We start from the raw sequence: 24,144 nt of genomic DNA, 5'->3' as shown, positions 1-24,144 counted from the left end.
TAACATAGTAGCATACTAAACTTTAATAATGCTATATATAATAGGAAGAAACTCTATTATTTTTAATCATATTAAAAGTCCTTCTCATGAATAGAGAAGGACTTTTGTTCATAGAATATAAAAAATAGTAAAGGATTCATGCATATGAGAATACTCATTTTTCTAATTTGTTATGGGTTGATTGTGTTAACATCCACCCATATGATTCTTTATTTAAACTATCACGCATTAGGATACACGTGGATGTCAGTTTTTACATTTATCTTGAACACAATGGATTTTAAAATATTCGTTGGTTCTTGGATAGGAATGCTTATCGTCTTTTTCTACCCAGCCCCATCGCAATCTCCATCTTCGAAACCGTTTCGCTAGCAATAGCATTGGCTTTTTCTGCACCATCATCGAGGATGTGATCTAGTTCAGATGAATTGATTAGTTCAGCGAATCGTTCTTGAATAGGTGTTAAATGCTTGATAATACTTTCAGCAACACCTGCTTTGAATGCACCATAGCCTAGACCTTCATATTTGGCAACGAGGTTATCAATAGAAATATCTGTTAAAGAAGCTTCGATCGTTAGGAGGTTAGAAACACCTGGCTTATTTTCTAGATCGAATCTTACAATTCCTTCAGAATCTGTCACAGCAGATTTTACTTTTTTCTCAATGTCTTTTGCAGAATCAAGTATGCGGATAGTTGCTTTTTTGTTGTCATCTGATTTGCTCATTTTTTTCAATGGATCTTGTAATGATTTAATACGTGCACCGTTTTTAGGTAATTGAATTTCTGGGATTTTGAATGTTTCTCCATAACGGTTATTAAAGCGTTCTGCTAAGTCGCGAGTAATTTCGAGATGTTGTTTTTGATCTTCTCCGACTGGCACGATATCCGTATTATAGAGCAAAATATCTGCTGCCATTAAAGGTGGGTAAGTTAGTAAACCAGCTGATACAGCATCTCTTCCTTTCGCTTTATCTTTGAATTGGGTCATACGTTCTAATTCTCCGATGTAAGATGTACAAGTTAGCATCCATCCAGCTTGTGCATGTGCAGGAACTTCAGATTGGATAAATAATATTGCCTTATCGGGGTCAATACCAGTTGCTAGATAAGTTGCTGCTAAGGTGCGGATGTTTTTGCTTAGCTCATCACTATCTTGTGGTACAGTGATGGCATGCTCGTCTACAATACTAAAAATGCAGTCATAGTCATTTTGCATAGTGACAAATTGACGGAAGGCACCAATATAGTTGCCTAATGTAATAACACCTGTTGGTTGAACACCAGAAAAAATTCTTTTCATGTTGAAACTCCTCCTTAGAAATAGGCTCTCTCTGTTAATAATGTCGTTGATATTCACTTGATTTCGCTACAAATAGACAGTTTTCGCGGTAAATCAAAATCAACAGTCCAAAATAAAAAAACATCATGCATCCCAAATAGGGACGAATGATGTTTTGAATCCGCGGTACCACCCAAGCTTGTCGAAAATCGACCACTCTCTCTCGTAACGTGAGAAACCCGAGCTTCACTACTGCGCAAAGGTTCATAAAGCTAACTCGGAAGCCCATTCCTTAAAGTGTATGATCTGTTCGCACCTGCCACAGACTCTCTTGGACATACTGACTTTAAGTACTAATCTTCGTCATCGTTCTAAATGTTATGCTGAAAATTATAATATAGTTATATGCAAAATACAAGTTTCTCTAATATGCAATCAGTGCGATTCCCATGCACAAGAGTATTTCCAATCCTAATAGCAGAACAAACTTAAAATTATAATGAATAATTTCAGAGGGTTTCCTCATATGAGTTATTTCAGATAATTTTCTTTTTGAAGATATAATTTTCCTGGAAGTAACATAAAATAAATCAAAAAAACCTGAAGCCAGTATATAACTGGTCAATCCGGTGAATAAGAGAATGGCTCCAAATATAAATGATACATTAATATAGCCAAGAAGAGACCACTCTTTATAGTAACACCACATGGTTATGAAAATCATAAGTTGTAATATTAAAAAGGAAAAAGTCTGTTTTTTCAATAAAATTCCCTCCAATTTATTAATATATTAATTCGAATCTATTAAAAAATCAAAAAAATCTTTGGAAACCAAAAATTTTTATTTCTGAAATAATTCTTGTGAATCATTGATATTACAGGGTTTTCATAATTTTGATAAAACGGAATGAAGGGAATTTTCAAAAAAAGGTATGTACATCTTCACAAGTTTAGGTATAATCAAAATTGTAAAAATTTTTTCAAAACATTAAAGGGGGTTATTTACTTATGAAGAAAAGTAAACTAGTATGGCTGTTAAGTCTTGTATTAGTGCTGAGCGTTTTCTTAGCCGCATGTGGTGGCGGAGACGACAAAGATAAAGACAATAACAACAGCTCAGAAGATTCATCAAGTAAACTTGATGCAAAACAAGAATTAAATCTTAATGAAAGTGCTGAAATTCCGACAGCAGACTCTGCATTAGCTACAGATACAGTTGGTTTCACAGTATTAAACAATATAAGCGAAGGATTATATCGCTTAAATAAAGATAATGTGGCTGAACCAGCTATTGCTGCTGAAGAACCAAAAGTTAGCGAAGATGGTACTGTTTACACATTTAAGCTACGTGATGCAAAATGGTCTGACGGTTCTCAAGTAACTGCTAATGATTTTGAATTCGCTTGGAAACGTGCGATTGATCCTAAAACAGGTTCTGAATATGGTCCGTATATGATGAATGGTGTACTTAAAAATGCTGAAAAAATTTCTACAGGCAAGGCAAAACCCGATACTCTAGGTGTTAAAGCTGTTGATGACAAAACGTTAGAAGTTACTTTGGAAAAACCAATTCCGTACTTCTTATCATTGATGGCATTCCCTACTTTTTTACCTGCAAAAGAAGAATTTGTAAAAGAAAAAGGCAAACAATATGCTAAAAGTTCTGATAATTTATTATACAATGGTCCATTTACACTTAACGACTGGGATGGCACAGGCTTAAAATGGACATACAAAAAGAACGAAAGCTATTGGGATAAAGACAATGTCAAACTTGATACAATCAATGTCGACGTTGTAAAGGAAACTTCTACAGCTGTTAACCTTTACAACTCTGGTGAAAAAGATCGCGCAGGTCTTGATGGTGATTTCGCTGCACAATATGCAAATGATAAAAACCTTGTAAAATTTGAGGAAGCAACAGTATTCTACTTGAAATTTAACCAAAAACGTAATGGCAAAACAAATACGCCGTTAGCAAATCTTAATATCCGTGAAGCGCTTTCTCAAGCTTTCAACAAAGAAGAATTAACGAAAACAGTACTTGCTAATGGTTCTGAACCCGCAAACTATTTAGTACCTAAAAACTTCACTTTCGATGAAAATAAAAAAGACTTCCGTGATATCAATGGTGACTTGACGAAATTCGATGCTACTGCTGCCAAAGATGCATGGGAAAAAGGCTTAAAAGAACTTGGTGTGAAAAAACTTACATTGGAATTCTTAGGTGATGATACAGATTTAGCCAAGAAAATGGATGAATATATGAAAAACCAATTAGAAAAAAATCTACCTGGTTTAACGATCAAACTAAAAGAAGTTCCATTCCAAAACCGTATTGATCTAGACACTAACCAAGATTATGATATCCAATTTGCAGGATGGGGTCCTGACTATCAAGATCCATTGACATTCATCAGTTTATGGACATCTGATAGTGCTCAAAACAAAATGGGCTATGCTTCTGATGAATACGATAAATTAGTAAAAGAAGCAAGCACCACTTATGCAACTGATCCTGAAAAACGTTGGCAAGCACTTGCTGATGCTGAAAAACTTGTTGTAGAAAAAGATGCTGCCATCGCACCAGTTTATCAACGTGCTAGAGTATCATTACAACAACCTTATGTTAAAGATCTTGTACAACATAACTTTGGACCTGATTTCTCTTACAAATGGGCTTATATTTCTGGTAAAGAATAATAATTTTATACCAAGGAAAGTAAGTTAAGTTTATCATTAGGGAGTGTATGGAAGAGTTACTTCCATATACTCTCTTTTTAAAATTAACGAAATTAACAAAAAATTCTCATTTTACATTCAGATGCTTCGTTAGAGGCATTATAATCGGAGGTGCAAGTATGGCTAAATATATTACAAAACGAATTATTTATATGATCATCACGTTATTCCTGATCGCATCATTTACATTCTTCTTAATGAAGATGCTTCCAGGTTCTCCTATCTCTTCTGCACCTAAACTTTCTCCTGAACAATTAGCTGTGGTTGAAGCAAAATACGGATTGGATAAACCATTACCAGAGCAGTATGTACAGTATTTAGGTAATATGTTGAAACTAGATTTTGGTGTATCGTTCCAATTCAAAGGTGCTGATGTTACGCAGTTAATTATTGACCGCGCAGGTCCATCCTTCCAATTAGGTATGCAAGCTTTAGTACTTGGTACAATTTTAGGGATTATTTTAGGAATGGTCGCTGCATTGAAACAAAACACTGTCTGGGATTATGGCAGTACTTTAATTGCTATTTTCGGTCTTTCCATACCATCCTTTGTATTTGCAGCTGTTTTACAATATTGGGTTGGTGTGAAATGGGAACTTCTACCTGTAGCACTTTGGAAAGATGGTTTTGCCTCAAGCATAATGCCAACCATTGCCTTAGCGATTGGGCCACTTGCTACAGCAGCACGTTTCGTCCGTACAGAAATGATCGAAGTATTAGGCTCAGATTATATCATGTTAGCAAAAGCTAAAGGTGCGAGTCGCTTTGAGATTGCTTTTAAACATGCTTTTCGAAATGCTTTAATCCCATTAATTACGGTTTTAGGACCTTTAGCAGCAGCACTCGTAACAGGTTCTCTAGTAGTGGAAAGAATATTTTCTATTCCAGGAATTGGGGAGCAATTCGTTAAATCCATTAATATGAACGATTTCCCTGTAATAATGGGAACGACTATGTTCTACTCTATTTTATTAATTACAATCATTCTAATTGTCGATATTTTATATGGTATTATCGATCCACGTATTCGTCTGACAGGGGGTAATAAATAATGACTCAACAATATGATAAGTTATCGCCTGATGCTTTTAAACCTGTAAAAGTCAATAATAAGGAAGCGGAGCAAATTGCTAAACCATCTCTCAACTTCTGGCAAGATGCATGGCTGCGATTAAGAAAAAACAAAGCAGCCGTTGTTAGTATATTTGTATTATTTTTACTTGTAATAATGGCGTTTGTAGGGACTCATCTTACTTCACATGGTGTCGATGAACAAGAGTTATCAAGAGCAAATCTACCACCGAAGATTTCATGGCTTGCACCAATAGGTATTGCAGACGGGCATGCGAAGGTTGGGGGGAAGGATGTCGACCTTTATGCTCAAAAAAATGTAAAAGAAAATTATTGGTTCGGTACTGATGGACTTGGTCGAGATATGTTTACTCGAGTATGGAAAGGGACTCAAATTTCTCTTTTGATTGCAGTAGTCGCTGCCTTGATTGATGTGGTCATTGGTGTTGCGTATGGTGGTATTTCAGCCTACTATGGTGGTAGGGTAGATGATATCATGCAACGAATAGTTGAAATATTATATGGTATCCCTAATTTAGTCATTGTGATTTTGATGATTATGGTCATGGAACCGGGGATTACAGCGATTATTATTGCGATTGCCTTAACTGGCTGGATCGGAATGTCTCGTATCGTTCGTGGACAAGTATTGAAATTTAAAAATCAAGAGTTTATCTTAGCGGCGCGTACATTAGGAGCTAGTAATATACGTATTATTTTCAAACATTTATTGCCGAATATTTTGGCAATTATTGTGATTAATACAATGTTCACTGTTCCTACGGCTATTTTCTTTGAAGCTTTCTTAAGTTTTATTGGTTTAGGTTTACAAGCACCAAATGCGTCGCTTGGTACACTGATTAATGATGGTTACAAAAATATTCAGTTCCAACCATACATTTTAGCTGCTCCTGCAGTTGTTTTAAGTATCCTGATGATTGCATTCAATCTACTTGGTGATGGGTTACGTGATGCATTTGACCCGAAAATGAAAGATTAATGGGAGGGAAAGCATAATGGAAAAAATTCTTGAAGTAAAAGATCTTGAGCTTTCCTTCCACACATTCGCTGGTGAAGTGAAAGCAATTCGTGGTGTTGACTTTGATTTAAAAAAGGGTGAAACCTTAGCGATAGTAGGTGAATCTGGTTCAGGTAAATCCGTTACTACTAAAGCAATCATGCGTCTACTACCTGAAAATAATACAGAATATAAAAATGGGCAAATTCTTTTTGATGGTAAGGACATATTAAAACTATCCGAAAAAGAAATGCAGAAAATCCGTGGTAAAGATATTTCAATGATCTTCCAAGATCCAATGACATCTTTAAATCCTACCATGACAGTTGGCAAACAAATCATGGAGCCTATTTTAAAACACCAAAATGTCTCTAAAGCTGAAGCAAAGAAAAAGGCAATTGAATTATTACAATTAGTTGGAATGCCCAAACCAGAATTACGCATTAAGCAGTATCCGCATCAATTTTCAGGTGGTCAACGTCAACGGATTGTAATTGCGATTGCACTTGCATGTAATCCGCATATTCTTATTGCAGATGAACCAACAACGGCGCTAGATGTAACCATTCAGGCACAAATTCTAGAATTGATGAAATCATTACAAAAGAAAATCAATACATCTATCATCTTCATCACGCACGATCTTGGCGTTGTCGCCAATGTGGCTGATCGTGTAGCTGTTATGTATGGTGGGAAAATTGTTGAAATTGGAAATGTAGACGAAATTTTTTACAATCCACAACATCCGTATACATGGGGATTATTAAGTTCGATGCCATCCTTAGATGCAAAAGATGAAAAACTGTATGCAATTCCTGGTACACCACCAGATTTATTGTCTCCTCCAAAAGGAGATGCATTTGCTTTACGTAGCGAATATGCTATGCAAATTGATCTTGAGGAGGCCCCACCATTCTTTAAAGTAAGTGATACGCATTATGCAGCTACTTGGTTGTTGCATCCTGATGCTCCAACAGTAGAGCCGCCAGCCATTATCATTGAACGAATGAAACGTTTCCCAGGGAGCCGCTATTATGAAGCTGAGAATGGGGGGAACCATCAATGAAACCAACTGAAAAATTATTACAGATTAAACACTTAAAACAATACTTTAATGAAGGCAAGGCCAATGAAGTAAGAGCTGTTGATGATGTTTCATTTGATATTTACAAAGGGGAAACACTAGGACTTGTTGGTGAATCAGGTTGTGGTAAATCCACTACTGGCCGGACAATTATTCGTTTGTATGATGCAACTGATGGAGAGGTATTATACGATGGTATCAGTGTTCATAGTAAAAAATCTAAAAAAGAATTAAAAGATTTGAACCGTAAAATGCAAATGATTTTCCAAGATCCATATGCCTCCTTAAATCCACGTATGAAAGTAATGGATATCATTGCGGAAGGCATAGATATACATGGCCTGGCAAAGAACGATAAGGAACGAAAAAAGCGCGTATATGACTTGCTTGAAACGGTTGGTTTAAACAAGGAGCATGCCAACCGCTACCCGCATGAATTCTCAGGCGGTCAACGACAACGTATTGGGATTGCAAGAGCATTGGCGGTTGAACCAGAATTTATTATTGCAGACGAACCGATTTCAGCATTAGATGTTTCGATCCAAGCGCAAGTCGTTAACTTGTTAAAAGAATTACAGGAAGAAAAAGGTTTGACATACTTATTCATCGCGCATGATTTGTCAATGGTTAAATATATTTCAGATCGTATTGGTGTTATGTATTTTGGAAAATTAGTAGAATTAGCTCCAGCTGAAGATTTGTATACGCATGCTATGCATCCTTATACACAATCTTTGCTATCAGCAATCCCATTTCCAGATCCAAATTATGAACGTACGCGCGTTCGTAAAATATATGATCCCAAAGTTCATAATTATCAACCAGACGAAGAAGTGAAAATGCATGAAGTACGACCAAATCATTTCGTCTATTGCTCTGAAAAAGAATTGGAAGCCTTAAAAGCAGAACATCTATAGCTGGATCACACGAAAAAAGAGAATCATCTTAAAGTTCATTGAATTGATAACTTTTTGAATTATGTTGATATAGGATTTTAATGATAGCGGAAGTTTTGTTGCTTTCTCATTTTTAGCTCAGTTGATTTTCTTTTCTAGGAGAAAAAATTCTTAGGGAGTAGCAAAAAATCGCGAGTCTAAACTTAAAACGAAAAGAGCCGCACGATACTTAGTTATATCTATTCGAGTGGAAATCGATTTTAAGAGAATATGTAAAGAAGGTGCCCAAGATTCTTAGCTTTGGGTCACCTTCTTTTCTTTCAATCTTTAGAATATAATATCCTGCGAGTTGATTAGGAAAAAAATAAAAATTTTTTGTAAAAAAATATAAAAAGTGAAACCTTTTGAAAGATGAATTCGTAGTAATACTAGGAGGTTATCATTTTCAATTTCCATTTCTAAATGAGAATATTTTTATTGTTTTTTTCTGTTTAAAGATTTTTATTTTTGGCTATAGTAATAACATAAGTGAGAATTGCTCGAAATGTATAATCTAAAATGCTTAAAATAATAGAATAATTAAACATAAATCAATTAAAATTATTTCTTTTTTGTGTATATCCAAATGAGAAAATATGTTGTATAATGATGTTAGACTTCTTTATTAGAGTAATTCTAATTTAAAAATAGCTAGATGTTTATATAATATACATTTTGAAAGGGTGTGTTTGATATGATGGTCACTTTATTTACATCACCAAGTTGTACTTCATGTAGAAAAGCAAAAGCATGGTTGGAAGAACATGAAATTCCGTACAAAGAACGCAATATTTTTGCAGAACCACTTAGCATTAGTGAAATTAAAGAAATTTTACGAATGACTGAAGATGGAACAGATGAAATTATCTCAACACGTTCTAAGATCTTCCAAAAATTAAAAGTGGATTTAGAATCTTTACCTTTACAAAGATTATATGAATTGATCCAAGAAAACCCAGGGCTTTTGCGTCGTCCAATTATTTTAGATGAGAAACGTCTTCAAGTCGGATATAATGAAGATGAAATTCGACGTTTCTTACCACGTAAAGTACGTGCATTCCAATTACAGGAAGCACAAAAAATGGTGAATTAATCGCATAGTTGGAGAACATATGTACAAGCTAAGCTAGAGCTCCCCGAAAAATTGGAGTTTTAGCTTTTTTATTTGGATTTGATTTGAATCTTGGAACATAATAGGATGAAAAGCTTCTTGATCCCACATAAAGTGAAGCTTCCATCAGTGGGGGGTTCTTCATCCCCCACTGAAATAGAAGAACTCAGGTTAAAAGCGGCAACACCTGAGTGACCAACATCCTGCCCGCCCGAACCAATCGGGCGCATGCGGCAGTTGATCCCCCACCTATCTTTCTCGCTTTCCTCTAAAACTTGAGGTGGGGGTCTTACTGCCCGTTGACGCGGGATAAATAGGCAGTAAGTTCTCCATATCGAGACGAAAAATATATGGCATAAAATCAGTGTGCAACCAAGAGTAATTGCCTATAAAGAACGTAATCGATTTAGCGATGACACAGTGGAAAACCGAAGAAAAACCTACATTTGAGTGAAGTTTCACTTTATGCAGGAATATAGTATTATAATAAAGGTAGTTACAATTTGCGAATTATTATTGCAATTGTTAACATACTCTATTATATTTCATATACTATTGTTATTTCTTGAGATTTATTCTTTTCATTTTTCGCCATCTCGTCATACAATAGTAAGAGACGCTGTTTATGTGCTACACCTTCAAGAATCTGGCTAACAGTCAAATCTTTTTTAGAAGTAGTGACCGGAGGGAGTTGTGTAATATGGATATGGAACGCATTAATGAGAATACACTAAAACTCTTCATTTCTTATCTTGACATTGAAGAACGCGGTTTCACGAAAGATGAAATATGGTATAACCGAGAAAAAGGCGAAGAACTCTTTTGGGTAATGATGGAAGAGCTTAATGACGATATAGATTTTGAAATGGATGGTCCATTATGGATTCAAGTTGTAGCAAAAGAAAATGGGCTTGAGTTAACTGTCACTACTGCCAAATTCAACTCGGATGGATTATTAGACCTACCTTCAAGTTTGGAAGAGAAAAGAAAGTTTTTTGAAAGTGCCTTTAATGGCATGGATATCAAGCCTCATGAATTTGAGGAATTTTTCAATGATTCGGATGAATTTTTGGATGGCTATACATTTGTTCTAAAAGAATTCGATGATATTATCGACATTGCTTATAGAATGCCAGAAGAAGCCAATTTTGAAAATTCATTATTTGAAATGGAAGGTAAGTATTACTTACATGTCAAATTTGATGAAGACAGTACGATGGGCGACCTAGAGAATTACTTGAGTGTCATTTCTGAATGTGCTGAGGAAGCAGATACAACCATTCATTTATTAGAAGAATACGGAAAAGTGATCATGAAAGACAACTGTTTTGAAACAGTTCGAAAATATTTTTAGTACGAAAAGCACAGCTCACTTAAAGAATGATTTGCAAGATTATCATACTTTATTGACTGATCATCCAGACATATCTTGCAGATTTTTCGACAAAATGTATAACAATGGGGATATCTAAGAGTGATGAAATCATTTGAAGATATCTCCATTTTTTAGTGAATCTTCGCAAGAGGATGAAGAAAACTTCCTTAAGAGAAGTTTCACTTTATCCCACCAGAACAGGTAGGAAGTCCTCCGCATTAGGGTGCGAGTAAAAAAGTAGGTAAAAGGTGCGCAACTGCCTGAAAAACCCGATTGGTTCAACTAACTCCCAGAGGAGGAAAATCACCTCTGAGAGAAGTTTCACTTTACCCCGCCAGAACAGGCAACAAGCTCACGATGTGTAACATTTCATTTTATTTGCAAATGGGACAGAATATTCATAAAATTTAATAGGAGGTGATATTATTTTAACAGCGTTCAATGAGCAGAATGAGTTGATCACGCTAACAAGAAATTTGAAAAGAGACCATCTAGAGAAATTGCGAAAAAAAGAGCAGTTTTATTGTCCACAATGTCAGGAACCTTTACTGATGAAAATCGGACAAGTGATGATTCCACACTTTGCTCATCTAAAAAAGAGTCAGTGTCAAGGCTTGTTTTCAGAAGGAGAAACAGCTGCCCATTTATTGGGAAAGCATCAGTTATATGAAATGTTTCAGAAACTGCAGCTAAATGTTCAAATCGAGCCTTATTTCAAGGAAATATCTCAGCGACCTGATCTGCTAGTTGAGAGCAATTATCAACGGTTTGCCATTGAATTTCAATGTAGTACGATTCCAATCCCCCAAATGGAAACTCGTACAGAGGGCTATCTGCGAGCCAATATACAGCCAATTTGGATTTTAAAAACTCCAAAGGACAGGCACCCCTATCCAGATGGTATTCAACAAATTAAACTATCCCCATTTAAACAGCAATTTATCACATACATCCAAAATCATCTTCATCTAATCACTTTTGATCCTGAATCTGCGACCTTTGTTTATTTTTCTTATTTACTCCCAATAGGAGGAGGGTATCGTTTTATTGGAAAGGTACAGCATTTACCATTAGAGGCGCAGCACTTTCCTTTTTTAAATGTGCTAGTACCCTCCGAATCTGATTTTCAAATCTATTGGCAGCTCTGGAAAAAAGAACGATTCCTTTTTTTAAGAAGAAGAGTATTGATGAGTAGAAAAGGTGTACAAGACTCATTTTTACGTGCTTGTTATTTTATGAACTATCCGGTAGAGAAGCTGCCTTTATTTATAGGCATTCCTGTTACAAAGCACATGCACTTTTCTGTGTTTGAAGTGGAATGGCAAATGCTCTGGCTTATGTTTCTAATCGAACAGGGTGAAAATTTTACTCATCCTTCGTCAAGAAGCATCAATGAATTTTGTAAAAGGTATCCTGCAATATGCCTAGATCAACAAGCAGTCGTATCATTAGAAAATTATCATTTCATATTGAGAAGATTAGGGATAACGTGCATCAATAGTCAATTTGATGAAAAAATGCTATGGCAATCTATATATGCCCAATTTCTTGCAAAGCGTTGAGAAAATTGAGAAAATATGATAGTACTTCGTTTTTCAGGAACAAATTAAATTAGGGGGTCATATCATGGCTGAAAATCAACAAACAAAAGTACTGACAAGAGAAGAGGTACCGACCGAGCTAACTTGGAAACTAGAGGATATTTTTGCGACAGATGCTGCATGGGAAGAAGCATTTAAAGAAATTAGTGAACTCGGGAAACAAGCTGCAAGCTATCAAGGTACCATTAAAGATGGTGCTGAAGCATTGTTAAAGGTTTTACGTTTCCGAGATGATGTGTATTATAAGTTGGGCAAGCTCTATGCATATGCTCACATGCGTAATGATCAAGATACAACGAATGCCACTTATCAAGCAACCGATAGTCGTGCTAAAACATTATATGCCCAAATCTCAACAAGTCTCTCTTTCCTAACACCTGAAATTCTATCTTTAGATGAAGCGGTTATTGAAGGGTACTTGAAAGAAAACGAAGATCTTCAATTATATAAACAAGAAATCGAAGAAATCAATAAAGAACGTCCTCATATTTTGCCAGCAGAACAAGAAGCCATCCTTTCTCAGCTGTCAGAAGTGACAGGTTCTTCAGCAAATACATTTAGTATGTTAAACAATGCTGATTTAGAGTTCCCGACGATCAAAGATGAAGACGGCAATGAAGTTCCATTAACACATGGCAATTATGTTCACTTCCTAGAAAGTAAAGATCGCTCAGTAAGGGAAACAGCGTTCCATGCCATGTACAGCACATATGGAAATTTCAAAAACACATTCGCTGCTACATTATCAGGAAATGTGAAAGCTCATAATGTGAGTGCACGTATTCGCCACTATGATTCTGCACGTCAAGCAGCAATGTCTGCCAATAGCATTCCTGAAAAAGTATATGATCAATTAATCGATACGATCCATAAATATTTGCCATTAATGCATCGTTATATTTCATTGCGTAAGAAAATTCTTGGTATTGACGAATTGCATATGTGGGATATTTACACGCCGCTTGTACCAGAATCTAAAATCAATATGACTTACGAGGAAGCCAAAACACATATGCTAAAGGCTTTAAGCGTAATGGGCGATGAATACGTTGGAATCCTCCAAAAGGCCTTAAAAGACCGCTGGGTGGATGTAGTAGAAAGCAAAGGTAAACGCAGTGGTGCTTACTCATCAGGTTCATATGGTACAAATCCATATATTTTGTTGAATTGGCAAAACAATTTAGATAATCTATTTACACTTGTACATGAATTTGGACATAGCGTTCACAGCTACTATACACGTAATAACCAACCATTTGTCTATGGTGATTATTCTATTTTCGTTGCTGAAGTAGCTTCTACTTGTAATGAAGAATTATTAAACAACTATCTATTGAAGACAATTGATGATCCGAAAACAAGGATATATATTTTAAATCATTGGTTGGAAGGTTTCCGTGGTACGATTATTCGTCAAACCATGTTTGCTGAGTTTGAACACATTGTTCATGAATTGGATCAAAAAGGTGAAGCACTTACGGCGGAAAGTATGACGAAAGTATACTATGATCTAAATAAGCAATACTTCGGAGAAGATATGGTCATCGACGAAGAGATTGGGTTAGAGTGGGCACGTATTCCTCACTTCTACTACAATTACTATGTTTACCAATATGCAACAGGTAAAAGTGCCGCTATTGCTTTAAGCTCTCAAATCCTTTCTGAAGGCGATACAGCGGTTGAACGATATATCAATAAATTCCTAAAAGCAGGCTGCTCTGACTATCCTATCAACGTTTTAAAAGCAGCTGGTGTTGATATGGAATCAGCATCTCCAATTGAGGAAGCATGCAAAGTGTTTGAACGTAATTTAGGTGAACTTGAAAAATTGTTAGTGAAATAATCTAATATAGTGAAGTGAAATTCAAGGGATTTGTCTGAAAAGTAGAGATTTAACTCTATAGTATGTAAAACAAAATGAGCACAGAGTGTGATCAACAACATTCTGTGCTTTTTGTATAGCATCTTTTTAGTGATACTTTTTCAGCTAGTCAATATAGTGAAAAGCCATGGCTCATAATGTGATAAATGGAAGCAGACCATCCCCCGCAGAATATAAATAATTCGAGGAAGATTTAGATTTGCCTGGCTTATTGTAGAGAAACGGATCAAGTTCAGTCCAGTGTCTTTTTTCTACACGAACAGGCAAAGTAAGCCACACCTACATCAAGACGTAAGTAACAAGCAGGAGAATAAGGAAAGAAAGGGGATCAACTGCCTATATAAGACCGATCGCTTTCAACTAATATCCAGTAGAGGATGAAAAAAAGACCTCACCGTGTGAAGTTTCAATTTGTCATACTTCTTAAAAGGTATGCTTTATATGTCGTCGATCAGAATATTTGATAGCAAAAATCGACATAATTCTAAAAAATAGTTCTATTTTTTCATGGGAATTTCATCCTGTAATTTATTATCATCGACATTTTCATGTCATCGTATACATAAAAAAATAGAAATTGAATTGTAAACGCTTACTATATGACAACTTTGTGAATATGAAGCTGAAACATTGATATGTAAACTTTTTCGTGCTAAAGTTTAGGTGTGAAATAAATCACAAACAAACATACACCCCTTTGTTTGAACGTGAACATTTCTCCCATCCCCTTTGTGAAAAGAAGTATCTCTTATAGAGGTACTTCTTTTATTTTTGTCAAAAAACAGCGAATACAACTGACATTATATGTCGATATAAGTCGAAAAGTTGTTCTGAAATATAAAGGAAAAGTGTGCAAAACGGTATCATTATAAAGTGAAACTGCCATCGGTATGAAACTTCTTACCACTTAATAAGGTTAAACATTTTAGGATAGCACAAAAATTTATCCTACAATAACACAGGCAAGCACGTCCTCGAATTCAAGATTCAAATAACAAGCAGCAGATAAGTGGAGACAATTGCTAATAGCCCAACTAAGACCCGGTGTGGCATGAAGAAAACCCTTCTCAGTGATGTTTCACTTGAGAGTTTTATAAAGGCTTCATATTTTTTTAAGAAATGCAGTGCTCAATTTTTAAGAATTGAATTATATGATTAAAACATCTTCAGAGGAGGTTTTTAGATGAAAAAATGGTTGAAAATTTTTTATTGGTTTATTTTAATATTTTATATAGTTTTACTAATCGATACAGTGTTTATCTCACGAGATCACTTAAGAAGTGTCAATCTCATTCCATTCGACTCCATAAAGGAATATGTAATGGTCGATAATGGATTTGGACACTATCGACTTGTCGATATGAACATTTGGGCAAATATTTTAATGTTTGTGCCAGCGGGAATATATACTATTCTTCATAATAAGAATAAATCGCTAGTGAAGAACCTTCTTTTGATTTTGTTGGGAAGCTTACTAATCGAAGTGATACAATATACTTTTGCATTAGGTGCAACGGATATTGATGATATTATTTTAAATGTGTTAGGAGGACTTATAGGCATATTCATCTATCTATTATGCAAAAAGATATTTCAGACAGAAGAAAAAACCAAATCAGCTATTGCTGTCCTCTCTTTCATTGTAGGACTGCCTGTATTCGTCATAACATTATTGTTAATATTGGTTAATTGAATAACTTAAAACCTAACTTTAATATGTTTTCTTTTAGCCATAAAAAAATCTCCCCTCAGATCCTATTTTTAATTGGTTGATCTGAGGGGATTGTATCATGTATGATATTTGTCATTTGAACTAAATCATTTAGTTTCGCTGCTTTATTTTAAACGCCAAAGTGATAATTCATCACAAATGACTCGATCTAGTTTTTGTTGGAGCATTTTTTTCTTGAGTTCGCGCTCGGCTGCATTCAGAGAAATATGATAAATAGCTGCAACTTCTTTTGTCGTTAATATATGATAGCGATGGAATAACTCCTCTACTGAAGGCGGTTGCTGACAAACTAGTTTTTCATCAAGTAATTCTTCTAGTATTTTTTCATAAACTTCATAGGAATAAGAACCACAAACTTTTAAACCTTCATCTTCTATATTTTCATTGAAGAATACAAAGCATGGGACTTCATCTATTTCCATTTCACGAGTAATACATAAATCGCTTTGAAAGGCACGAGTTGCTTCCATTGATAAAAAATCAGATTGGAATTCTTCTATGTCTAAATCGATTTCTTGTGCAATTTCTTGTAATATATTGCATTGACAAACATTTTTCGTCTTTAATAAAGCGTATTCCTGTAGTTTCATTAAATAACGATATCCTGCTTTTTTTCCTTGTAGTTCGGCCGCTTTGACAGCAATGGAAGGAAGTACAGGGTGAGAAACATCAACAAGTTCCTCACTCGATTCACAACTGTGAATTCGTTGACAAGCAGTATTTAGTGAATTCAATTCAGTGCTCAAAATAATTCGTAGTGAAAAATATTGACCATAATTTACCTGCAATTGGCGAATCAGTGATTGAAGCTCCCAACTACTCGGTGACAACAAATCCATAAAAACGTATAGCTCAATCGGTTTGCTTAAGGCAGTTGTCGATGATACAGCAGGCTTTTCGGCTAAATAGTAAATATTGTTCACTCTAAAACCTCCTCCTCATCTGGAGAGTTAATCATATGATGCGCTGTAAGGACAAGGCGTTGATAATATATGTCACGAAGTTTGCCTTCGAAACCTACCTCATCCATTGCTTCCGCCATACATTCTAACCAAGCTTGTGCACGTTCAGGAGTAACTTTAAAAGGCATATGACGAGCCTTTAGCATAGGATGCCCATGTTCTTCTGTATAAATATTCGGACCACCTAAATACTGTGTCTGAAATTGTTTTTGTTTACGAGCTGTTTCAGATAGATCATCTGGGAATATAGGCTTTAGCTTTGGATTTTTAGCAACTTTGGAATAGAAAATGTCAATCATTTTATAGAGTTTTTCTTTACCAATTTCCTCGTAAGGAATGATAGGTTTTTGCGTCATAGATGATTCTCCTTTGCTTTAGCTGTAATTCTATTTTATCAATCTCGCTGCATTTTCTCAAACAAATGACTCGCTCTCTACTTCAAATTTCATATTTTTTGATGAAAAAAGCCAATAATTGTCGCATTCTAAAGCCATTCATCAAATAAGGGATGGTTGAATAGTAGCGAAATTATTGGCATTTTGTCAAATGATATTTTAAATTATGCTTTGTATGTATTCATAATATTCGTGACGTAATTTTCGGTTTCTTTAAATGGTGGAATACCGCCATATTTTGTGACGTTACCAGGACCAGCATTATAGGCAGCTAGCATCAAATTATAGTTTCCACTAAATTTATCATACAGTTGTTTTAAATATTTAGTGCCACCCATAATATTCTGCTCAGCATCATACACGTTAGAAACACCTAAATATTGTGCTGTTCCAGGCATTAATTGCATCAAGCCGCCAGCACCAGCTGAGCTCGTTGCGTAATTATTAAAACCAGATTCTTGCTTAATAACAGATTTAATCATTTTTTCTGGAATGCCATATGTTTCTGATGCTTTTTTTATAATCGCATCATAATTCGTATTAGATGACACATTTGTAGAGCCAGCTTGTGGGTTTTGAAGATTGCTTACTGTTTGGCTGTAACGATTATCTAACCCATTCATAATAGAAGTAGGTATATAAACGGGTAAAGTTCCATTGTAATAAAGAGAGTTATTGGTGCTACTTGAAGCATTGCTTAAACCATTTAAAAGCTGACTATAATCAGTGGATGTCGCATTTTCATATCCAAGAGATTGACTATAGTTGCTTGAAGAATCATTGTTGAGCACGTTGCTATATGAACTATTTCCTAAAAGCTGCAATAAATAAGACGTATTATCACTTGATAGAGAATTCGTAAGTCCAAGCATTTGAGAGGCATCAGATGTACTAGATGATGAAGTCAACTGTGATAACATTTGAGCGAATAGGTCAGATGTTGAAGATGTAGAATTGCTTAGAGAACTAGTACCATTTGAATCCGTGCCTTGCAGTGATTGAAGTTGAGCTAATGTTTGTAACGATTGAATGTTCATCTATTGTCCTCATTTCTTATTGACTGTGCTCATAAAACGAGCAATTTTTTTATCAGCTGGTCTGCGTGGTATAGAATATTGTGTTAGAAAACTTTCAAAGATCGCCTTGCCCTCTTCTTCATTCGAAACCTCGTATTCTAACTCGTAATCATCCGTGTCCGCATAGTGTGAATGATCAAATACTAATAGACCACCTTCATATTCTATTTCGGCACGTTCTGTCAATAGTGTACCCAAAATTCGTAAATCGTTGGGATCTATTTTCAGTGACTGAAGTCTTTTGGATACTTCATTTGCATGAAAAACAGAATGACCGTCTAAAATAGATTGAACGTGGCTTTTTGAAAGTATATCAGTCGTTTCGATCAAACCAATCCCAGTTGCTGGCTCTTTTAGAGTGCATTCAAAACGATTTTGTACTTCTCGGATCCGTAAACCAGATTGTAATTTTTTAAGATCAAAATTTTGCGTATCAAAGTAATGGTTCGTTTGCGCATGAAAATTTTGATCTGTTATTTTAAAACAAGTGCAAAGATGTGTAAATTCCGCTTGTGTTAACATATTTTTAAATTCAATTTCTAATTGTTGGGTCATTTCAAGACACCCTTTCTACTTATGAATTATAAAGGAATTTTATAACAGATTGCAATGTAAAATAATGAATGAAAAGCCTGACAATGATCCAGAAAAATGGGGGGATTGGGTCAAGCCTATGATAAAATAGATAGCAGATTCACAGAAGGGAAGATTGACTTTGCGTAAAACTTATATAGTCGAAAAAGGTATATTAGAAGATTCACATATCTGCTTTGAGTTACAAAATCCAGTAAATGATTTAAAATGGCATGCGACAGGTCAAATGATCACGGATTCAGATGAAATGGCCTTTGTTTATTTAATGGATGAAGAAGATGGATATAGTTATGTGAAATTTCCACAATCAGTTTGGCCATTATTAGCCGAAACGTTACAATCAAAAGTCGCTCCTGTGTTAAAATGGGAAACTGGGAAGATTGAATTGTCCAACTTTCAGGATGAATTACAATCGCTTATCTATAATATTGAGGGTAACTATAATTATGGAAAGGTTTTTACAACCGCTGTTGAAGAAACCTTTGCAAAGCTATTGAGTGAAACCTAAATTTGTTAGGGGGGACTTATGATGGGACAATGGGATCGCTTTTTACAACCCTATAAGCAAGCAGTAGATGAACTAAAAATAAAGTTAAAAGGGATACGTACGCAATTTGAAAAATCAAACACGACATCACCGATTGAATTTGTGACTGGACGTGTAAAGCCCCTTGCGAGTATTTATGATAAGACATTAGAAAAGGGACTAGTTTTTGAACCATCAGATACACTTGCACATGAACTACAAGATATCGCTGGTGTTCGTATCATGTGTCAGTTTGTAGATGACATCCCAACTGTTATTGAATTATTAAGGCAAAGAAATGATTTACATATTATTGAAGAAAAAGATTACATCACAAATGTCAAGAAGAGTGGGTATCGTTCTTATCATATGATTATTGAGTATCCTGTTGGTACTATTCAAGGAGAGAAAACAATATTAGCAGAGATTCAAATTCGGACCCTTGCGATGAATTTCTGGGCATCAATCGAACATTCTTTAAATTATAAATACAAAGGCGTTTTTCCAGAGGAGATCAAAAATCGTCTGCAAAGTGCAGCAGAAGCGGCATTTAAACTTGATGAAGAAATGTCCGAAATCCGTGAAGAAATCAGGGAGGCACAGCAATATTTCACAGAGTTTAAGGAAGCATCAAAACCGAAAGTACGCCATGAGCATCAAAAAGGAGGTCAAGAGAGCATATGAGATTCGCTATCCAATCTCGCAATGATCCACAGTCAAATGAACTAATGGAGCGTGCGATTAATTATTTAACTAATTTTGGATTAGTAGTAGATGAGGAAAGACCGGAAATTGTCTTGTCTATTGGTGGTGACGGAACATTATTACACGCGTTCCATCGTTATACACATATGCTGTCTGAGGTTGCGTTTGTCGGCATCCATACGGGGCATTTAGGCTTCTATGCTGATTGGAAACCGAGTGAAATCGAAAAACTGGTTATTTCGATAGCAAAGGATGAATTTAAAGTTATTGAATATCCGCTTTTAGAGGTGACGATTAATTATCAAAATAGCGAGGAGTGCTATACTTATCTGGCTTTAAATGAGTCTACTGTTAAATCGCCTGAAGTGACTTTAGTGATGGACGTAGAGTTAAATGGCCGACCATTCGAACGATTCCGTGGTGATGGACTTTGTATATCCACACCATCTGGAAGTACAGCCTATAATAAAGCACTAGGTGGTGCGATTTTACATCCTTCCTTGCAGGCATTCCAACTAACGGAAATGGCTTCGATCAATAACCGCGTTTTTCGAACAGTCGGATCGTCGCTTGTTCTACCTGCTCATCATAAATGCATTTTAAAACCTGTCAAAGCAGAGGATTTTACAGTTACAGTGGATCACGTTCAATTGTTGCATAAAAATGTAAAGTCCATTCAATATCGTGTGGCAAAAGAGAAGATCCGCTTTGCTCGTTTTAAAGCTTTCCCATTCTGGCAACGTGTTCATGAATCTTTTATTGATAGTGATTTGAAAGAATGATGGAGGATTTACGATATCATTTAACCTTTACTGCCCAAAAGGATCAGCAGCTATTACGTGAGGCTTTGAGAGAAATAGGGATTTCCAAACGAGCACTAACAGCGATTAAATTTCAAGGTGGGGCATTATTGGTGAATGGAAAAGAACAAAATGTACGTCATTCTTTAGAGATAGGCGATGAGGTCACAGTCATTTTTCCTATAGAAGAAATAAGCGGTGGATTATTACCTGAAAGAGGAGAATTACTGATAAAGTATGAAGATGATGCATTGCTGATTGTGGACAAACCACCATATCAAAGTACCATTCCCTCGCATGACCATCCTACCGGCAGTATCGCCAATGTGGTAGTCGCTTATTTACAGGCACAAAAAGTAGCTTCTACCGTTCATGTAGTCACTAGATTGGATCGTAATACATCTGGATTAATGTGTATAGCCAAACATCGCCATGTTCATCATCTTATGAGCGAAGCACAAAAAAGACGTACGATTCACAGAACTTATGAAGCGCTGGTTCATGGGCATGTATTAGAAGATTTTCAGCAAATCGTCGCCCCCATTGGACGGAAGGATGGCAGTATCATTGAGAGAGAGGTACGCCAAGACGGACAGTTTGCTCATACGGATGTGCAAGTGCTGGATCGATATTGTATCCATGGTGAAAAAATAAGTCACGTAAAATTAACACTACATACGGGTCGTACGCATCAGATCCGCGTCCATATGTCTTTCATAGGGCATCCTTTATTGGGAGATGATTTATATGGAGGAAGCAGGAAATTGATAGACAGACAGGCTTTACATTGTGTAAAACTTGAACTCCAACATCCTCTGACTCACAAGGCTATGGTATGGAACAGTGAACTTCCTGAGGATATGCGACATATTATGATGTAAGGGAGTCCAAATTATAGAAGGCATTTTAGTGATTAATGCAGTTTTTCAATGCAATTGATAAAAATCCCTTATCTTTTGTTTGATGAATTAAAAAGCTAAATATTGGATTTAGTATGATTATTTTCAATGAATGAAATTCCATAAGGACGTTGTCTAAAAGAAGTTTTGGACAATGTCTTTTTTTCTCATTGTCTAGGAAAGATCAGGTATGTTGATTATCCAGTTTAATCCACAAAAATAGGGAGATTCGTTGATTTCCGCTCCGGCTCGCATGACTCATGCGGGCGAACGCTGAGGATAACAGGATGTTGGTCACGGAGTTGTTGCCACAGGATGTGGTGTTCTTATATTAGAAAATTAAGGAAATCCAATTTGAGTATATAGAACATCTCGTGTTACTATTAAATTTGTTCCGCGAAATTTGCAAAAAATAATTGTCCTTATTGAATGTTCGAATTATTATAATAAGGTGTTATGTAAAGAAAAACAGTCGAGAGGAGGGGACAATGCATGAAAGACGAAACAATGGAAAAAGATGAAGTTCAATTTAACGAGGAGCATTTACGATGGTTATTACAAAACGAAGCTCCAACAACTTTTAGAGATGAATATTTGGCGCTTCATCCGTACGATCAGGCACAGTTTTATGAGAAGGTGGGACCTGACATACGACAGGTTATCTATCAGTATTTGTCCCCAAAAGAGATGGCAGAGATTTTTGAAGCTCTTGAACTGGATGATAACGAATATAAAGGTTTCTTAGAAGAAATGGCGCCGGCATATGCTGCTAAAATGATCGCAGAGATGTATACGGATGATGCGGTCGATGTCTTAAATGAATTAGATAAAGATCAAATTAGTCATTTCCTTCAAATAATGGACAATGAATCTGCACAGGAAATTAGAGATTTGCTGCATTATGAAGAATATACTGCGGGATCTATTATGACGACAGAGTATGTCGCTATCCCTGAAAATTCAACGGTACGTTCTGCTATGACCATATTACGCAATGCAGCTCCTGATGCAGAAACGATTTACTATATTTTTGTGGTGGATAACACAAACCATTTAACAGGTGTTATCTCATTACGAGATCTCATTATTGCTGAAGAAGACACGCTGATCCGAGATATTATGAATGAACGTGTTGTGAGTGTAAATGTAACGGATGACCAAGAAGATGTTGCTCAAATTATGAAAGATTATAATTTCTTGGCAGTTCCAGTCATTAATTCGAAAAATGAAATGTTGGGGATTATTACCGTCGACGATATTATTGATGTCATCGATGAAGAAGCATCTGAAGACTATTCTAAATTAGCAGGGGTTTCTGATATGGACAGTCTTGATACGAATCCATTTGCAGCGGCAAAGAAAAGATTGCCCTGGCTAGTCGTTCTTTTATTTTTAGGAATGTTAACAGCTAATTTAGTAGATTTGTTTACGGGTACACTTGAAAAAGTGGCATTACTTGCAGCGTTTATCCCGTTAATAGGTGGTACGTCAGGTAATAGTGGAACACAGGCATTAGCAGTAGCTGTTCGAGGCATTGCCACAGGGGATGTTGAAGAGCAAAGCAAGTTGCAAATGATGTTTAGAGAACTGATCACAGGTCTTATTATGGGACTCGTTTGTGGTGCCATTGCGCTTGGGATTGTTTACTTTTGGCAACATACATTCTTATTAGGTTTATTAGTTGGCGTGGCCATTTGCTGTTCTATTGTAGTGGCTACTCTGGCAGGTTCTTTTATTCCATTATTGATGCATCGTTTAAATATTGATCCTGCCGTTGCATCAGGTCCGTTTATCACGACTTTAAACGATATCACAAGTATATTGATCTACCTTGGCATTGCTACAGCCTTTATTAATCATCTAATGTGAACCAATTTCGCCAATTTCGCATAGTATGAAAATAAAAAAGGATGTGTAAATGTGGGAAATCGCCCACTTCTTTTCGTTAAAAGTCCACCAGCTTATTTTAAAGAAATTGAAGAAAATATTGAATCATTGGAGGATGTATCAGAAAGTAAGCCTGTATTAGAAGAAGATGTTGAGTTACGAAAACGAAAAGAAAAGCTGTTGTTCTTATCGAATCCATTTCAGCAGAAAGCTTATCAACCGCTTGTATTTGTTATAAACGATGGGCAAGAAATTTCAGGAGAGGTTTATAAAGTCAATGTTGAAACGCAGGAAGTGATGATTAGGACAGCTAATAATGTCGTTCATCCCATTGCTATCGCTAAAATAAAAGATTTGCTTTGGCGTGGAAGATCATTTTTTAAATAGGGAAGCTCAGGTATATGGATGGTTTTCCAAAGGGTGCTAGCACGTAAAATGCAAATGTTGTTACACCAGCTTTGTTGATG

General features: G+C 35.8%; 24 protein-coding genes and 1 other annotated feature. Of the genes, 17 read left to right on the top strand and 7 right to left on the bottom strand.

What is annotated here, in order from left to right; genetic code table 11:
* The first annotated feature begins 138 nt into the window (after positions 1 to 138).
* Positions 139 to 372 (top strand): YuzI family membrane protein, encoded by a 234-nt coding sequence (locus tag FEU33_RS19470; RefSeq protein WP_483314023.1) that lies wholly within the window; start codon positions 139 to 141, stop codon positions 370 to 372.
* On the opposite strand, the gene trpS is transcribed toward FEU33_RS19470, so the two are convergent.
* Positions 314 to 1,303 (bottom strand): tryptophan--tRNA ligase, encoded by a 990-nt coding sequence (trpS, locus tag FEU33_RS11960; RefSeq protein WP_146549590.1) that lies wholly within the window; start codon positions 1,301 to 1,303, stop codon positions 314 to 316. The genes FEU33_RS19470 and trpS overlap by 59 nt on opposite strands.
* Positions 1,304 to 1,438: 135 nt before the next feature.
* Positions 1,439 to 1,658, bottom strand: a binding site (T-box leader).
* Positions 1,659 to 1,706: 48 nt separating this feature from the next.
* Positions 1,707 to 1,991, bottom strand: a complete 285-nt coding sequence (locus tag FEU33_RS19410) for a DUF3899 domain-containing protein (RefSeq protein WP_425328610.1) — start codon at positions 1,989 to 1,991, stop codon at positions 1,707 to 1,709.
* A gap of 299 nt (positions 1,992 to 2,290) precedes the next feature.
* Between FEU33_RS19410 and FEU33_RS11950 the strand changes: the two genes are divergently transcribed.
* The 6 genes from FEU33_RS11950 to spxA all read left to right on the top strand — a co-directional run bounded on the left by FEU33_RS11950 (position 2,291) and on the right by spxA (position 9,225).
* A complete protein-coding gene (locus FEU33_RS11950; RefSeq protein ID WP_146549588.1) occupies positions 2,291 to 3,985 on the top strand; it encodes a peptide ABC transporter substrate-binding protein in 1,695 nt (564 codons plus the stop codon).
* Between the two features lie 158 nt (positions 3,986 to 4,143).
* Positions 4,144 to 5,076, top strand: coding sequence for an oligopeptide ABC transporter permease (gene opp3b / locus FEU33_RS11945; protein ID WP_146549587.1), 933 nt, complete (start codon positions 4,144 to 4,146; stop codon positions 5,074 to 5,076).
* On the top strand, positions 5,076 to 6,095 hold the full coding sequence (gene opp3C, locus FEU33_RS11940) for an oligopeptide ABC transporter permease (RefSeq protein ID WP_146549586.1): 1,020 nt from the start codon (positions 5,076 to 5,078) through the stop codon (positions 6,093 to 6,095). Before opp3b ends, opp3C begins: the two co-directional genes overlap by 1 nt.
* Before the next feature lie 16 nt (positions 6,096 to 6,111).
* Complete coding sequence (locus FEU33_RS11935; protein WP_146549585.1) at positions 6,112 to 7,179, top strand: ABC transporter ATP-binding protein; 1,068 nt, start codon at positions 6,112 to 6,114, stop codon at positions 7,177 to 7,179.
* Entirely contained in the window at positions 7,176 to 8,114 is a 939-nt protein-coding gene (locus FEU33_RS11930; RefSeq protein ID WP_146549584.1) for an ABC transporter ATP-binding protein, read from the top strand. Before FEU33_RS11935 ends, FEU33_RS11930 begins: the two co-directional genes overlap by 4 nt.
* A 715-nt stretch (positions 8,115 to 8,829) precedes the next feature.
* Positions 8,830 to 9,225: a transcriptional regulator SpxA gene (gene spxA, locus FEU33_RS11925; RefSeq protein ID WP_146549985.1), complete on the top strand. Its 396-nt coding sequence runs from the start codon at positions 8,830 to 8,832 to the stop codon at positions 9,223 to 9,225.
* A gap of 68 nt (positions 9,226 to 9,293) precedes the next feature.
* Here the strand turns inward: spxA and FEU33_RS11920 are convergent, their stop codons facing one another.
* Positions 9,294 to 9,473 carry a hypothetical protein gene (locus tag FEU33_RS11920; RefSeq protein WP_146549583.1) on the bottom strand — a complete coding sequence of 60 codons (180 nt, stop codon included), beginning with the start codon at positions 9,471 to 9,473 and terminating at the stop codon, positions 9,294 to 9,296.
* Positions 9,474 to 9,943: 470 nt separating this feature from the next.
* On the opposite strand from FEU33_RS11920, the gene mecA reads away from it, so the two are divergent.
* From mecA to FEU33_RS11900, 4 genes are all read left to right on the top strand, one after another.
* Positions 9,944 to 10,597, top strand: a complete 654-nt coding sequence (mecA, locus tag FEU33_RS11915; RefSeq protein WP_146549582.1) for an adaptor protein MecA — start codon at positions 9,944 to 9,946, stop codon at positions 10,595 to 10,597.
* 476 nt (positions 10,598 to 11,073) lie between these two features.
* Entirely contained in the window at positions 11,074 to 12,180 is a 1,107-nt protein-coding gene (locus FEU33_RS11910; protein ID WP_186731392.1) for a competence protein CoiA family protein, read from the top strand.
* 64 nt (positions 12,181 to 12,244) lie between these two features.
* Complete coding sequence (pepF, locus tag FEU33_RS11905; protein ID WP_146549580.1) at positions 12,245 to 14,062, top strand: oligoendopeptidase F; 1,818 nt, start codon at positions 12,245 to 12,247, stop codon at positions 14,060 to 14,062.
* Positions 14,063 to 15,284: 1,222 nt separating this feature from the next.
* Complete coding sequence (locus FEU33_RS11900) at positions 15,285 to 15,794, top strand: VanZ family protein (RefSeq protein WP_146549579.1); 510 nt, start codon at positions 15,285 to 15,287, stop codon at positions 15,792 to 15,794.
* A gap of 143 nt (positions 15,795 to 15,937) precedes the next feature.
* On the opposite strand, the gene FEU33_RS11895 is transcribed toward FEU33_RS11900, so the two are convergent.
* The 4 genes from FEU33_RS11895 to FEU33_RS11880 form a co-directional block, all read right to left on the bottom strand.
* Complete coding sequence (locus FEU33_RS11895; protein ID WP_146549578.1) at positions 15,938 to 16,756, bottom strand: DsbA family protein; 819 nt, start codon at positions 16,754 to 16,756, stop codon at positions 15,938 to 15,940.
* Complete coding sequence (locus FEU33_RS11890; RefSeq protein ID WP_146549577.1) at positions 16,753 to 17,151, bottom strand: globin domain-containing protein; 399 nt, start codon at positions 17,149 to 17,151, stop codon at positions 16,753 to 16,755. Before FEU33_RS11890 ends, FEU33_RS11895 begins: the two co-directional genes overlap by 4 nt.
* A 203-nt stretch (positions 17,152 to 17,354) precedes the next feature.
* Positions 17,355 to 18,227, bottom strand: coding sequence for a lytic transglycosylase domain-containing protein (locus FEU33_RS19300; RefSeq protein WP_146549576.1), 873 nt, complete (start codon positions 18,225 to 18,227; stop codon positions 17,355 to 17,357).
* Positions 18,228 to 18,236: 9 nt separating this feature from the next.
* The gene (locus FEU33_RS11880; RefSeq protein ID WP_146549575.1) at positions 18,237 to 18,821 is read right to left on the bottom strand and encodes a CYTH domain-containing protein; all 585 of its coding nucleotides are present in this window, start codon (positions 18,819 to 18,821) and stop codon (positions 18,237 to 18,239) included.
* A gap of 160 nt (positions 18,822 to 18,981) precedes the next feature.
* On the opposite strand from FEU33_RS11880, the gene FEU33_RS11875 reads away from it, so the two are divergent.
* From FEU33_RS11875 to FEU33_RS11850, 6 genes are all read left to right on the top strand, one after another.
* Complete coding sequence (locus FEU33_RS11875; protein WP_146549574.1) at positions 18,982 to 19,368, top strand: UPF0738 family protein; 387 nt, start codon at positions 18,982 to 18,984, stop codon at positions 19,366 to 19,368.
* 21 nt (positions 19,369 to 19,389) lie between these two features.
* Positions 19,390 to 20,070, top strand: coding sequence for a GTP diphosphokinase (gene yjbM / locus FEU33_RS11870; protein WP_146549573.1), 681 nt, complete (start codon positions 19,390 to 19,392; stop codon positions 20,068 to 20,070).
* Complete coding sequence (locus tag FEU33_RS11865; protein WP_146549572.1) at positions 20,067 to 20,873, top strand: NAD kinase; 807 nt, start codon at positions 20,067 to 20,069, stop codon at positions 20,871 to 20,873. The genes yjbM and FEU33_RS11865 overlap by 4 nt, the downstream gene beginning before the upstream one ends.
* Positions 20,873 to 21,772: an RluA family pseudouridine synthase gene (locus FEU33_RS11860; protein ID WP_146549984.1), complete on the top strand. Its 900-nt coding sequence runs from the start codon at positions 20,873 to 20,875 to the stop codon at positions 21,770 to 21,772. Before FEU33_RS11865 ends, FEU33_RS11860 begins: the two co-directional genes overlap by 1 nt.
* 510 nt (positions 21,773 to 22,282) lie before the next feature.
* Positions 22,283 to 23,659 carry a magnesium transporter gene (mgtE, locus tag FEU33_RS11855; protein ID WP_146549571.1) on the top strand — a complete coding sequence of 459 codons (1,377 nt, stop codon included), beginning with the start codon at positions 22,283 to 22,285 and terminating at the stop codon, positions 23,657 to 23,659.
* Positions 23,660 to 23,710: 51 nt separating this feature from the next.
* Positions 23,711 to 24,064 carry a hypothetical protein gene (locus tag FEU33_RS11850; protein WP_146549570.1) on the top strand — a complete coding sequence of 118 codons (354 nt, stop codon included), beginning with the start codon at positions 23,711 to 23,713 and terminating at the stop codon, positions 24,062 to 24,064.
* Positions 24,065 to 24,144 lie beyond the last annotated feature (80 nt).

This window comes from Rummeliibacillus suwonensis (assembly GCF_007896435.1).
In the GTDB taxonomy this organism is placed as follows: domain Bacteria; phylum Bacillota; class Bacilli; order Bacillales_A; family Planococcaceae; genus Rummeliibacillus; species Rummeliibacillus suwonensis.
This window is presented reverse-complemented; position numbering and strand designations above follow the sequence as displayed.